Source organism: Streptomyces sp. NPDC048590 (assembly GCF_043199535.1).
Taxonomy (GTDB): Bacteria; Actinomycetota; Actinomycetes; order Streptomycetales; family Streptomycetaceae; genus Streptomyces.
Genome location: NZ_JBICWC010000003.1, coordinates 708,384 through 721,693 on the forward strand (window position 1 = coordinate 708,384; position 13,310 = coordinate 721,693).

At 71.8% G+C, this 13,310-nt stretch carries 11 protein-coding genes; 3 read left to right on the forward strand and 8 right to left on the reverse strand.

From position 1 onward, the window contains the following. Positions 1-18 precede the first annotated feature (18 nt). Positions 19-870 carry a transglutaminase-like domain-containing protein gene (locus ACGFNN_RS11515; protein WP_393555122.1) on the forward strand — a complete coding sequence of 284 codons (852 nt, stop codon included), beginning with the start codon at positions 19-21 and terminating at the stop codon, positions 868-870. 334 nt (positions 871-1,204) lie between these two features. Beyond that, positions 1,205-2,995 (forward strand): coagulation factor 5/8 type domain-containing protein, encoded by a 1,791-nt coding sequence (locus tag ACGFNN_RS11520; RefSeq protein ID WP_393554861.1) that lies wholly within the window; start codon positions 1,205-1,207, stop codon positions 2,993-2,995. A 90-nt stretch (positions 2,996-3,085) separates the two neighbouring features. Here ACGFNN_RS11520 and ACGFNN_RS11525 read toward each other — a convergent pair whose 3' ends face one another. The 5 genes from ACGFNN_RS11525 to ACGFNN_RS11545 all read right to left on the reverse strand — a co-directional run bounded on the left by ACGFNN_RS11525 (position 3,086) and on the right by ACGFNN_RS11545 (position 7,495). Continuing rightward, positions 3,086-3,523, reverse strand: coding sequence for a VOC family protein (locus tag ACGFNN_RS11525; protein ID WP_393554863.1), 438 nt, complete (start codon positions 3,521-3,523; stop codon positions 3,086-3,088). Positions 3,524-3,606: 83 nt separating this feature from the next. Beyond that, positions 3,607-5,406 carry a hypothetical protein gene (locus tag ACGFNN_RS11530; protein ID WP_393554865.1) on the reverse strand — a complete coding sequence of 600 codons (1,800 nt, stop codon included), beginning with the start codon at positions 5,404-5,406 and terminating at the stop codon, positions 3,607-3,609. Positions 5,407-5,835: 429 nt separating this feature from the next. Further along, positions 5,836-6,297 (reverse strand): DUF6113 family protein, encoded by a 462-nt coding sequence (locus tag ACGFNN_RS11535; RefSeq protein ID WP_393554867.1) that lies wholly within the window; start codon positions 6,295-6,297, stop codon positions 5,836-5,838. Continuing rightward, complete coding sequence (mshB, locus tag ACGFNN_RS11540; RefSeq protein WP_393554869.1) at positions 6,294-7,205, reverse strand: N-acetyl-1-D-myo-inositol-2-amino-2-deoxy-alpha-D-glucopyranoside deacetylase; 912 nt, start codon at positions 7,203-7,205, stop codon at positions 6,294-6,296. Before mshB ends, ACGFNN_RS11535 begins: the two co-directional genes overlap by 4 nt. A 95-nt stretch (positions 7,206-7,300) precedes the next feature. After that, on the reverse strand, positions 7,301-7,495 hold the full coding sequence (locus ACGFNN_RS11545) for a hypothetical protein (protein WP_362539193.1): 195 nt from the start codon (positions 7,493-7,495) through the stop codon (positions 7,301-7,303). A 166-nt stretch (positions 7,496-7,661) separates the two neighbouring features. Between ACGFNN_RS11545 and ACGFNN_RS11550 the strand changes: the two genes are divergently transcribed. Beyond that, entirely contained in the window at positions 7,662-9,788 is a 2,127-nt protein-coding gene (locus ACGFNN_RS11550; protein WP_393554871.1) for a prolyl oligopeptidase family serine peptidase, read from the forward strand. Positions 9,789-9,800: 12 nt separating this feature from the next. Here the strand turns inward: ACGFNN_RS11550 and ACGFNN_RS11555 are convergent, their stop codons facing one another. The 3 genes from ACGFNN_RS11555 to ACGFNN_RS11565 form a co-directional block, all read right to left on the reverse strand. Then, on the reverse strand, positions 9,801-10,925 hold the full coding sequence (locus ACGFNN_RS11555; protein WP_393554873.1) for a hypothetical protein: 1,125 nt from the start codon (positions 10,923-10,925) through the stop codon (positions 9,801-9,803). A gap of 202 nt (positions 10,926-11,127) precedes the next feature. Then, positions 11,128-12,336, reverse strand: a complete 1,209-nt coding sequence (locus ACGFNN_RS11560; protein ID WP_393554875.1) for an ABC transporter ATP-binding protein — start codon at positions 12,334-12,336, stop codon at positions 11,128-11,130. Next, positions 12,326-13,303: an ABC transporter ATP-binding protein gene (locus ACGFNN_RS11565; protein WP_393554877.1), complete on the reverse strand. Its 978-nt coding sequence runs from the start codon at positions 13,301-13,303 to the stop codon at positions 12,326-12,328. The genes ACGFNN_RS11560 and ACGFNN_RS11565 overlap by 11 nt, the downstream gene beginning before the upstream one ends. Positions 13,304-13,310: the final 7 nt, after the last annotated feature.

Consider the following 13,310-nt stretch of genomic DNA (forward strand, 5'->3'; position numbering starts at 1 on the left):
CGGGGACAGATGTCTGAGATGAGCGCCGGAGATCCGGGCAGGGCCGAGCGGCGGGAGCGTTTCGCCGAGGAGGCCCGCACCGAGCGGCCCGACCTCGCGCTGCTCTGCCTGCTGCTGGGCGCGGAGACCTCACCGCCCTCGCCCGGGGACGCCGATCCCTACGGTGTGGACGAGGCGCAGATCGAGCTGGACCGGCTCGCTGGCCTCCTCCCCTACGGCGCCCGCGGCCCCCGGGTGTGGGCGTCGGCGCTCGCCGAACTCCTGGGCGAGCGCTGCGGTTTCGCCGGCTCGGCCCCGGACTACGAGCGGCTCGAGTCCTCGGTGCTCCAGCAGGTGCTGCGGCGCCGCAGAGGTCTGCCGATCCTGCTGTCCGTGGTCTGGATCGAGGTCGCCAGGCGAGCCGGGGCGCCGGTGTACGGCCTGGCGCTCCCGGGCCACTACGTCGTCGGCTTCGGCGACCCGGAGGAGCGGGTCCTGGCCGACCCCTTCGCGGGAGGCGCGCCGCTCAGCGGGCAGGACGCGGAACTGCTGGTGGCGGGTGCCACCGGAACGCCGCCGACGGCACTGACACCGGTGCCCGCCAGGCCGCTGGAGACGGTGCTGCGGATCCTCAACAACGTCCGGGCCTGGGCGGCCGCCCGCCCCGAGCGCACGGATGTCGCCCTGTGGGCGCTCGAACTCTCCCTGCTGCTCCCCTCGCATCCCGCCAGGCTCCGCCTGGAGCGGGCCCAGCTGCTGGTGCAGCGTGGGGAGTTCCTGCGCGGGGCCGCGGAGATGGAGGAGTACGCCGAGATCGTCGACGGGGTCGAGCCGGCCACTGCCGAGGCCGTCCGCCACCGCGCCCAGGCCGCGAGGGCGCTGCTGAACTGAGCGTGCGGCGGGCCGGGGTCCGGACCCCGGCCGCGTGGACCCGACGACCCGCATCCGCTCGGCACCTGTGTCGGCGGGCCCGGCCCGCACGTCCTCGGCCTGCGGTGCGGTCACCTTCTGAAGCCGCCACTGCCGCGATCTCGGACCGAATCAGCCCAATTGCCTTACGAGCGGCGCTATTTGTTGCCCCCTCCGCGATCCGCGGAGACTCCTGACGCACACCTCTTGACGTGTCCAGGGCGACAGCGGTTACATCGGCGAAACGAGAGAGAGCGCTCTCTCGCTTTCTCGCAGTTCGTCGTGCACCCGTACCACGACTCAGGAGACGTCATTCATGCACGTTCCCCCCACGCACACCGTGCCCCCCACGGCACCGCGCAGACACCGCAGGTCCAGGGCGTTCGGCTTCGCCGCACTCGCCGTCTCGCTGCTCATGGCCTTCCCCACGGCCCAGTCGGCGTTCGGCGACGAGGCCGCGGACCTGCCGGGTGGCGGTGACCTCGGACCGAACGTCCTGGTCTTCGACCCCTCGACGCCCGACATCCAGGGCAAGGTCGACGAGATCTTCAAGAAGCAGGAGTCCGCGCAGTTCGGCACCGACCGCTACGCGCTGATGTTCAAGCCGGGCACCTACGACAACATCAACGCCCAGATCGGCTTCTACACCCAGATCGCGGGTCTCGGCCTCAAGCCGGACGACACCACCTTCAACGGCGATGTCACCGTGGACGCCGGCTGGTTCAACGGCAACGCCACCCAGAACTTCTGGCGCTCCGCCGAGAACCTCGCCCTCAACCCGGTCAGCGGCACCAACCGCTGGGCCGTCTCCCAGGCCGCCCCCTTCCGCCGCATGCACGTCAAGGGCGGCCTCAACCTCGCGCCTGACGGCTACGGCTGGGCCAGCGGCGGCTACATCGCAGACAGCAAGATCGACGGCCAGGTCGGCCCCTACTCCCAGCAGCAGTGGTACACCCGCGACAGCTCCATCGGCAGCTGGGGCAACGGCGTCTGGAACATGACCTTCTCCGGCGTCGAGGGCGCACCCGCCCAGAGCTTCCCCGAGCCCCCCTACACCACCCTGGACAACACCCCGGTCTCCCGCGAGAAGCCCTTCCTCTACCTCGACGGCGACGCCTACAAGGTCTTCGTCCCCGCCAAGCGCACCAACGCCCGCGGCGTCTCCTGGAACGGCACCCCGCAGGGCGAGTCCATCCCCCTCAGCCAGTTCTACGTGGTCAAGCCCGGCGCCACCGCGCAGACCATCAACGCGGCCGTGGACCAGGGGCTGCACCTGCTCTTCACCCCCGGCGTCTACCACGTCGACCAGCCCATCGAGATCGACCGCGCGAACACGGTCGCCCTCGGACTCGGCCTCGCCACGATCATCCCGGACAACGGGGTCACGGCGATCAAGGTCGGCGACGTCGACGGCGTCAAGCTCGCCGGACTCCTCGTCGATGCGGGCCCGGTCAACTCCGAGACGCTGGTGGAGGTCGGCCCCCACGGCGCCTCGGCCGACCACGCGGGCAACCCGACCAGCCTCCAGGACGTGTTCGTCCGGGTCGGTGGCGCCGGCCCCGGCAAGGCGACCACCAGCATCGTCGTCAACAGCGACGACACGATCATCGACCACACCTGGGTCTGGCGTGCCGACCACGGCGACGGCGTCGGCTGGGAGACCAACAGGGCCGACTACGGAGTCCATGTCAAGGGTGACGACGTGCTGGCCACCGGCCTGTTCGTCGAGCACTTCAACAAGTACGACGTGCAGTGGTCCGGCGAGAACGGGAAGACGATCTTCTTCCAGAACGAGAAGGCCTACGACGCCCCCGACCAGGCCGCCATCCAGAACGGCGACATCAAGGGGTACGCCGCCTACAAGGTCGACGACTCCGTCACCACCCACGAGGGCTGGGGCATGGGCAGCTACTGCTACTTCAACGTCGACCCGACCATCCGTCAGCAGCACGGGTTCCAGGCTCCGGTGAAGCCCGGAGTCAAGTTCCACGACCTGCTCGTCGTCTCCCTCGGCGGACAGGGACAGTACGACCACGTCATCAACGACACCGGATCGCCCACGTCGGGCACGGACACCGTTCCGTCCCAGGTGGTCTCCTTCCCGTAGTCCGGAAGGCAGCAGCCTCGAAGGAAGGACGTGAGCCCGGCCGCGCACACCGCGGCCGGGCTCACGTACGTCCTCACTCCCGCCCGGCGGTCAGAGCACGCAGAACTCGTGGCCTTCCGGGTCGGCCATCAGCACGTGGTCGGGCCTGCCGTCCAGCTCGTACTCCCGGATCACCGTGGCGCCCGCCGCGGTCAGCCGGCGCACCGCCTCCCTCACGCGCGGCCATCTGGTCTCCCAGGGGGTCGCGCGGCCGCCCCCGGCCTGCACGTCGAGGTGCAGGCGGTTCTTGACGGTCTTGGGCTCGGGCACCTTCAGGAAGGACAGATCGGGACCCGCGCCGTCCGGATCGGTCAGGGCGGCGCCGTCGTCCCACTCCTCCTCGGGCACGCCATGGTGGGCGTACCACTCCTCCCAGCCGGCGAAACCGGCGGGCGGCGGCTTCTCCACGTACCCCAGGGCCGACGCCCAGAACGCCGCGAGCGCCTTCGGGTGCGCGCAGTCGATCGTCAGGCTCCACCGGGTGGACATCAGGCGCTCCTGCGTGGTCGGCCGGTACGGCTCCGCCTCCGCCCGGGGCCGGGCGGAGGCGGTCGTGCGGAGGCGGAGGGCGGTCAGCCCTGGCCGGTCAGATCGATCTCCGCGGTGCGCTCGGCGGGGGTCTTGCCGAGGAGCGCGCCCTGCATGGCCTGGGCGACGTCCTTGGAGGAGACCTCGTGCTGCTGCCCGTCACCCTTGGTGATCATGATGCCGTCGAAGACACCGTCGAGCAGGGTGTCGATCGCCTTGGTGTCGTAGACGGGGATCAGCTTCCCGTCCACGGGCTTCATCGAGAGGATCTGCGGCAGCGACCTCGCCGGGCCGAAGTCGATCTGCTTGGGGCCCGCCTTGATGGTGACCAGTCCGGACATCGCCGGCTCGGCGAACTGCTTCATCGCACGGTCGAGTTCGGCCGCGGTGACGGTGGGTTCGCGTGAGGCGACCGGGAGTTCGACGAAAGCGGGCTCACCGGTCTGCACCTGGGCGCGGTAGGCGTCCCGTACGGAGATCATCGACCGGTTGACGTCCAGGGACTGACCCGTCTTGCCGGGGACGGCGACGGCCTTGTTCGGCTCGAACTTGATCGTGCCGTCCGTGGCGGAACCCGCCGTGCCGGCCAGGTCGTTCAGGGCGTGGCCGAGCTTCTCCTCGTCGACCGGGATCACCGGGTCGGCCGGGCGCGCGCCACCGAAGAGCGAGCCGATCACGGAGACCGGGTTGTAGTCACTGCCGGCGGCGCCGCGGACGGTCTCCTGGCTGTCCAGGGTGAGACCGGCCTTCTCCGGATCGAGCTTCTCCTCCTTGCCGTCCACGGACAGCTGCAGAGGCGCCTGGGCGCGCTTGCCCAGCGCGGCCTCGAGCTTGGTGACCGCCTCCTCCTTGGTGCCGCCGCCGATGTCGACACCGAGCACCGTGGTGCCCTTGGGGACCTCGGAGTGGTTCATCAGCAGACCGGCCCCGTAGGCGACACCCAGCAGCACGACGACACCCGCGCCCAGGAGGACCAGCTTGGAGCGGCCCTTCTTGGCGGGCGCCGCCTGCTTCGGAGCGGGCCTGGGCGCGGGAGCCGGCGCGGGGGTGCCCGGGTCCACCGGACCGCCGCCCATGGGGCCTTCGGGCCGACGGACCCCGCCGGGGCCGCCGGGGAAGGCGGAACGGGGCTCCGCGGGAATGACTGGGATACCGCTGGTCAGCGTGTCACCGGAGACGTTCCCGCCGGGGACGTTGCCACCCGGGCCTGGGGACGGGGCGGGCGCCTGCGGAGTCAGGATCGCGGTGTCGTCGGACATCCGGGGCGGTACGCCGCCGGGCCTGGGGCCCGAGGGTGCGCCGGGGCCCGCCTGGGAACCGGCCCCGGGCAGACGGTCGAGGTCCGGAGTCAGCGACGAACTCCCGGTGGCCGGGCCGGTGGTGGGGCCGGAGGGCCCCTGTCCGCCGGGGCCGGGCGCGGGACGCGGTCCGGTGGGCCCGCCGCCGTCGAGGTCGTCGAGGGCGCTGCGCCCCGGACGCGGGGCGCCCTGGCGCTGCGGGGCGTCCGAGAAGAACGGCGAGTCGGGGCGGGGCGGGGTCGGCGCCGCACCGGACGGGCCGCCGGGGCCCTGACCGGGACCGGGGCCCTGACCGGGGCGGGGTGTGCCCGCCGCGGGGGTCGCACCCGAGCCGGGGGCCGGGGCCTTGCGCGGGGCGAACCAGTCGCTGCCGCTCTTCTCACGGGCCGGCTTCTCCGCCGGGCCGTCGGCGGCCGGACCGCCGTCGCGCGCTTCCGGCCGGGCCGCGGCCGCGCCGCCCGACGGCTGCGCCGCCGAACCGGGGGCCGGGGTGCTGCCGGTGCGCTCGGGATCGGGGCGGCCGCCGGAGGGGTCCGTCTCGCTCATGGGCGTACGCATGACGACAGGGGGGATCGGACGCGATCCCGGGATGTTGATCCGGACGCGCGTCGTCAGCGTCGTCTCTGTTCTGGGCTCCTCGGGCTGAGGCGGATCCGCAGGCTCCGGAGCTCCCTCCGGCCCGTCCTGGGACGGGTGCAGCGACGGATACTGGCGTGATCCGTACGGCGGCGTACCCGAGGGGTACGCGGCTCCGCCGCGCCCCTGGGGCCCGGAGGACGAACTGTCAGTTTCACGACTCAAAGCAGGTTCTCCCGATTGGCTCCGCCGCCCGTACTTCCCCCATGCCGCAGGCCAGGGGACGGCTCGGCGCGCGCACCACCATACTGGCCGTCACCGCAAGACTCTCCGCGCCGGTGGCAACAAGGCCGCACCCGTGGCCGCGCGGAGGGACATTACGGGAGCGGACATACCAGATCACTCGCCAGGTCGGCCGGTGTCACCGGCCGGAGAAGGCAACCGCGACATCGTGGCACAGATCACAGCGACGGCCATTCCTCCGAGCATGAAGAGGATCAGGCCGAGCTCGGCCCCGAAGACGTAGTCCCCCTCGGGCCGCCCGCCCAGGAGGACGACGACCGAGACGAGCCAGCCCGCCGCCGGCGCCAGCGCGCCGAGTTGTCGGCCGGTGAGCACGCGCCCGCCGACGAACAGCCCCGCGGAGGCCGCGAGCGCGAGCAGCAGCCCGCCGGGGAAGAGGGCCGCCTGGACCAGGGTGCCGGCGATGCCGACGGCCGCGCCGACCACAGCGAGGCCCACGTACAGAGGGATCCGCGCCGGGTTGAGCGGCGCGGCGATACCGGTGGGTTCGGGGGCCCTCGGCGGGGCGTTGGTGCGTGGCGAGTGCGACGCCGCGCGCGGCCTCTGCCGGCTGCTCATGAGCGCGCTCCGGCCGCCGGGGTGCCGTCCGGCACGCCCGCGAAGAGGTCACGTTCCCGGCCCGCGCCGCCACCGGCGTGCGTGCCCCGCACCAACTGGTAGTACTCGGTGGTGAAGACGGGCTGCCCCAGGTCGTTCGAAAGAGCGAAGAACGGTCCGTCGACGGCGATCTGGGTCGCGTGGGCGCGCATGGCCGCGGTCTTCGCCCCGGTGTGAGCCGACCCGTCGACCTCCGCGGTGATCTCCGCGTCGTCCACGACTCCGGGTACGTCGTCGATCCGGGCGATCCCCGGGAAGGCTTCGGGGGCGGTGTCCCGCAGCACCGCGAAGGCCTTCTCGGCCACCGAACGGGGCACCCGGTTCCAGTAGATCTTGGAGACGGTGTGGGCGGCGCCGGCGCCGTACGCGGGGTCGGCCGCGAGGTCCGCCGCGCGCATCGCGACGCGGTGGGCCTGGATGTGGTCGGGGTGGCCGTATCCGCCGTCGGGGTCGTAGGTGATCAGGACCTGGGGACGCAGTGTGCGGATCACCTCGACGAGGTGGCCGGCCGCCTCGTCGAGGTCGGCCGCCCAGAAGGCGCCGGGCCGGTGGTTCTGCTCGGTGCCCATCATCCCGGAGTCGCGGTACCGGCCGGGGCCGCCGAGGAACCTGTGGTCGGTGACCCCGAGCTCTCGCATCGCGGCGGCGAGTTCGCCGACGCGGTGCTCGCCCAGGCCGCCGTCGCGGTCCGCGGCGAGGTGGGCGAGGTCCGGCGGGATGACCTCGCCCTCCTCGCCGAGGGTGCACGTCACGAGGGCGACGTGCGCGCCCTCGGCCGCGTACCTCGCCATGGTGGCGCCGTTGTTGATCGACTCGTCGTCGGGGTGCGCGTGCACCAGGAGCAGACGCCGGGCGGGAAGGTCCTTCATGGGACCACCCTACGAGCACACCGCCCTCCGGGCCGAACGCACCACTGCGCCGGGGGCGCCCGGAGGTCTCCCGGGCGCCGGGGGCGCCCGGTACGTCAGAACTTGATCCCCCCGATCATGCCTGCCACGTTCGACGTCACCTCCGAGATGGTCGGTGCGATCGACGAGCTCGCGAGGTAGAAGCCGAGCAGCATGCAGACCACCGCGTGTCCGCCCTTCAGTCCGGATTTCCGGATCAGCAGGAAGACGACGATCGCCAGCAGCACCACCACCGAAATCGAGAGCGCCACGGCGGTACACCTCCATCAGTACGGTCGGGACGGGCAGCACACATGGAGCCAGCGGGGATATACCCACCGAGCGCTACGGATCATAACTATCCGTGCCGACGCATTGATCGGGGCACAGCAGCACGAGGGGCGCACGGATTGGCGGTCGCGGGCTAGGTTCGGACCCATGACCTCGCAGAAGCTGTCCTTTCCCCGCCAGCACGCCCGGACCCAGCGGTTCACTCTCGGCGCACCCCGGGCCTTCACCGTCTCACCGGATGGGACGCGGGTGCTGTTCCTCAGGTCGGCCTCGGGCACCGACCGGGCCAACCGGCTCATGGTCCTGGACACCGCGACGGGCGAGGAGCGGGTGGCGGTGGATCCCGGCTCCCTGCTGGGCGGTTCGACGGAGAAGCTGTCCCCGCAGGAGCGGGCCCGGCGCGAGCGGACGCGGGAGGGGTCGGCCGGCGTCGTGGGCTACGCGGTCGACGACGCGGTCGAGTTGGCGGCCTTCGCGCTCTCCGGCAAGGCGTACGTCGCCGAGTTGCGGGCGGGCACGGCGCACGCCCTGCCGGTGCCCGGACCGGTGATCGACCCGCGCCCTTCCCCGGACGGCCGGCACATCGCCTACGTGTCGAAGGGCACGCTCAGGGTGGTGGGCGCGGACGGCGAGGGCGACCGGGCGGTTGCCGAGCCGGAGAGCGACCATGTCTCGTACGGGCTGGCGGAGTTCCTCGCGGCCGAGGAGATGAGCCGCTACCGCGGCTTCTGGTGGTCGCCGGAGTCGGACCGCCTGCTGGTCGCCCGGGTCGACGACAGCGCCGTACAGCGGTGGTGGATCGCCGATCCCGCCCAGCCCGGCAACAGGCCCGCCGAGGTGGGCTACCCGGCGGCGGGGACGGCCAACGCGGAGGTGCGGCTCTTCGTGACGGATCTGGACGGGACCCGCACGGAGGTCGTCTGGGACCGTGGCCGGTTCCCGTACCTGGCCCGGGTGCACTGGTCGCCCAACGGCGCCCCGCTGATCCTGGTGCAGGCCCGTGACCAGCGCAGTCAGCTGCATCTGGCCGTCGACACGGAGAGCGGCACGACACGCACGGTGCATGTCGACGAGGACGACGTATGGCTGGATCTCTTCGCCGGGGTGCCCGCGTGGGCCCCGGACGGCCGGCTCGTACGGATCGCCGACGAGGGGGGCGCGCGCGTGCTCTCGGTCGGCGACCGGCCGCTGACCGGCGGCCAGTTGCACATCCAGGCGGTGCTGGACATCGGCGATTCGGACATCCTGGTGCAGGCCACCGCAGGTGAGGGGGCGGCTGACCCGGAGACGGGCCAGAGCCATGTGTACCGGGTCAACGAGCTGGGTGTGGAACGGGTCAGCGAGGGCCGGGGAGTGCACTCCGCGGTACGCGCGGGTGAGGTGACGGTGCTGGTGTCTGCGTCCCTGGAGAGCCCCGGGACATCCGTGCGGGTAATGCGTGGCGGCAAGCGGATCGCGACGGTGGCCAACCTCGCGCAGGAGCCGGTCCTCAGCGCGAGGGTCCGCCTCGCCGAAGGGGGCGCACGGCGGATCCCGTGCGCCGTGCTGCTCCCCGCCGGCTACCAGGAATCAGACGGTCCGCTTCCGGTGCTGATGGACCCCTACGGAGGGCCGCACGGCCGCCGCGTGGTCGCCGCGCACAACGCGTATCTCACCTCCCAGTGGTTCGCCGACCAGGGTTTCGCGGTGGTCGTCGCGGACGGCCGGGGCGCCCCCGGCCGCTCCCCCGGCTGGGAGAAGGCGATCAGGGACGACTTCACCCTGACCCTCGACGACCAGGTCGAGGCGCTGCACGCCCTGGCCGGGAGTTTTCCGCTGGATCTCTCCAAGGTCGCGATGCGCGGCTGGTCATACGGCGGCTACCTCTCGGCGCTGGCCGTGCTGCGACGCCCGGACGTCTTCCACGCCGCGGTCGTGGGGGCTCCGGTGGCGGACTGGCGGCTCTACGACACCCACTACACCGAGCGGTATCTCGGCGACCCCGCGAAGCAGCCCGAGGCCTACGCGCACAGTTCCCTGGTGACCGACGAAGGCCTCTCCGAGGCGGCCGCCACCGCGCGGCCGATGATGATCGTCCACGGCCTGGCCGACGACAACGTGGTGGTCGCGCACGCGCTGCGGCTCTCCTCGGCGCTGCTGTCGGCCGGCCGCCCGCACGAGGTGCTGCCGCTGAGCGGGGTGACGCACATGACCCCGCAGGAGCAGGTGGCCGAGAATCTGCTGCTGCTCCAGGTGGACTTCCTCAGGCGTTCCCTGGGGCTGCCCCGGGCGTGAACCCCGGCCCTGTCACCAGCCGGGCGGAGGGGACGCGGGCGGCGGCGGTGAGCCGGGGCTTCCCCCGGACTGCGGGTATCCGTATCCGGGCGAACCCGAACCCGGGTATCCGTACCCCTGACCGCCGCTCTGCGGGTAGCCGTACCCGGGGGCGTCCGGCCGCGGGTATCCGTACCCCGGTTCACCGGTGTGCGGGTATCCGTACCCCCGGTCGTCCCGCGGTGGCCGTTCCACGTCCTCGAACCCGCGGCGGGCGAGGGCCGGGAGGGCCACCGCCCCGGCCAGCGCGAAGAGGAACGAGGTGAGCACCATCAACTGCTGCTCGGTCCCGAGGTCCCCGATCCGGTCGATCACCCGGTGGTGGAAGGCGCGGGCGATCCCGGCCGCCCCGGAGACCAGCAGGAAGGCGGCCGCGATCATGCCGAGGGGCCGCGCGTGCACCGCCCGGAAGAGCGCGGTCCAGGCCACCACCAGGCAGACCACGGCCAGGACCGCGCTGCTCCAGCCGGGCGGGGCGGCGGTCAGCCCGATCGAGACGACCCGTCCGCCGATGAACCAGTCGGGGTAGAGCACGGAGGGCAGGGTGAGGAACTGGCGGACCTCCCAGGCGATCACCACGGCCCCCGAGATTCCGAGCACCACGAACACGGTGACGCCGGCCGCCCGTCCGGGCCTGGTGGGCAGCGGCTCGTACGAGTCGGTGGGCCCGCGGCGGCCCGCCGCACCCGTGATGATCAGGGCCAGTCCCGCGGCCAGGGCGACGAAGGTCCCCAGAAGGGCGCGGGTGCGCAACTCGTCCCCGTACCGCGCGTCGGTCCAGGACGCGCCGACGGTCCACACACCGGGCAGCCGGAGGGCGACGGTGACCAGTCCGGTGGCGACCAGCGCGGCGGCCGCCACCGAGGAACGCAGGGCGGCGAAGAAGGCGCAGACGTACACGACGAGGAGCACCGGGTCGGCGCTGAGGGTGGCGGGAAGTGCCTTCGGGCGGGTGTCGGTGTACCCGGCCCAGTAGCGGAACAGGTCGAGCGGATCACCCACCGCGCGGATGTCCCGGACGATCCAGGCCAGGACCATGGCGGCGAGCACGGCGGACAGGACGGCTCCGGTGACTCTTGCTCCCCGTGTGAGTATCACCCGTCGATGGTCCACCGCCGTCCGCGGTTGGACAAGGGGACCTCCGGGGAGCCCGGGGCGCGGGTAACCGGCCGGGGCGACGTGATGAACGCCCCGGCCGGTTCACGGCACCCGCACGGCCGTACGCTCTCTATGGTGGGGCGTTCGTATATCGGTGTGGCGACAGTCAAGTTGCCTCTGTGTTAACGGACATGAGGCTTACTTATCCTTCTTTGTCACCCTCGCCCGACCCTTGCGTCCTCCCGTCGGGGGTGCCCTCGGACGGCGGGGGCACGTCCTGGGCTCCGGGCGTCTCGTGGGGGACGACCTGCTTCTCCTCGGCGAAGTGGCAGGCGGAGTCGTGCCGGGCCGGTGTGTCCGAGTCGCGCAGCGCCGCCGGCACCGCGAGCAGCGGCACCTCGCGTTCGCACCGCTCCTGCGCCTTCCAGCAGCGAGTGCGGAAGCGGCAGCCGGAGGGGATGTTCGCTGGGGACGGCACGTCGCCGTGCAGGATGATCCGCTCGCGGTGCTCACGGGCGTGCGGATCGGGCACCGGGACCGCCGACAGCAGCGCCTGGGTGTAGGGGTGCGTCGGGTGGTCGTAGATCTCCTGGTCCGTGCCGATCTCGACGATCCGCCCGAGGTACATGACGCCGACCCGGTCTGAGATGTGCCGGACGATCGACAGGTCGTGCGCGATGAAGACGAAGCTCAGGTCGAATTCGGCCTGCAGCCGGTCGAGCAGGTTCACCACCTGGGCCTGGACCGACACGTCGAGTGCCGAGACCGGCTCGTCCGCGACGATGATCTCGGGGTTGAGCGCGAGGCCGCGGGCGATCCCGATGCGCTGGCGCTGACCGCCGGAGAACTGGTGGGGATAGCGGTTGATGTACTCCGGGTTCAGCCCGACGACGTCGAGCAGGTCCTGCACCTTCTGCCTGCGGCTGCCCTTCGGCGCCACCTCGGGGTGGATCTCGTACGGCTCCCCGATGATGTCGCCGACCGTCATACGGGGGTTGAGCGAGGTGTACGGGTCCTGGAAGACCATCTGGATGTTGCGGCGCACCGCCTTCAGCGCGCGGCCTGACAGCTTGGTGACGTCCTCGCCCTTGTACCGGATCACGCCTCCGGTCGGCGGCTCCAGGTGCACCAGCATCTTGGCGACGGTCGACTTCCCGCAGCCGGACTCCCCCACGATCCCCAGCGTCTCTCCGGCCGCGAGGTCGAAGTCCACTCCGTCGACGGCCCTGACCGCGCCGATCTGCTTCCTGAAGAGGATGCCCTGGGTCAGCGGGTAGTGCTTGACCAGGCCGCGCACCTCCAGGATCGGGTCGCCCTCGGCGTAGGGCCCGGTCCGGCCGGTCAGCCGTGCGTGCGAGAGCAGCGTGGATCCTCCGGCGCCGCTCCCGCGCCCCGTGTCCTCAGCGTGCATCGAGCGTCTCCTTCCAGAAGTGGCAGGCGCTCCGTCGTTCCTCGTCCACCTCGTACAGCGGGGGCACGTCCGTGCGGCAGACGTCCTGCGCCATCGGGCAGCGCGGGTTGAAGGCGCAGCCGGGCGGGATGTGCAGCAGGTTGGGCGGCAGGCCCTTGATCGCGTAGAGCTCCTGGCCCTTCTGGTCCAGGCGCGGGATCGAGCGGAGGAGGCCCTTGGTGTACGGGTGAGCGGGTGCCTTGTAGATCTCGTGGACGGGGGAGGTCTCGACGATCCGGCCCGCGTACATCACGGCGATCTTGTCGGCGACGTCGGCGACGACGCCGAGGTCGTGGGTGATCAGGATCAGACCCATGTTGAGCTCGCGCTGCAGCTCCGCGAGCAGGTCCATCACCTGCGCCTGGACCGTCACGTCCAGGGCGGTGGTGGGCTCGTCCGCGATGATCAGGTCGGGCTCCAGGGCCAGCGCCATCGCGATCATGATGCGCTGGCGCATACCGCCGGAGAACTGGTGCGGGAAGTCACCGACCCGCTGCCGGGCGGCCGGGATGCGCACGCGGTCCATCAGCTCGACGGCCTTGGCCTTGGCGTCGCCCCGGGACATCCCGCGGTGCACGACGAACATCTCGCCGAGCTGCTGCCCGACGCTGAGCACGGGGTTGAGCGAGGACAGGGCGTCCTGGAAGATCATGGCCATCTCCTGGCCACGGATCCTGCGGCGTTCCTCGGACTTGAGCTTCAGCAGGTCGCGGTCCTTGAAGAGGATCTCTCCCCCGCTGATCTTCCCCGGAGGCATGTCCAGGATGCCCATGATCGCCTGGGCGGTCACGGACTTGCCGGAGCCGGACTCACCGAGCACCGCGAGCGTCTCGCCCGCGCTGACGCTGTAGTTCACCCCGTTGACGGCCTTGGCCACGCCCTCCCGGGTGTGGAACTCCACATGCAGGTCGCGCACTTCGAGCAACATGGCGGCC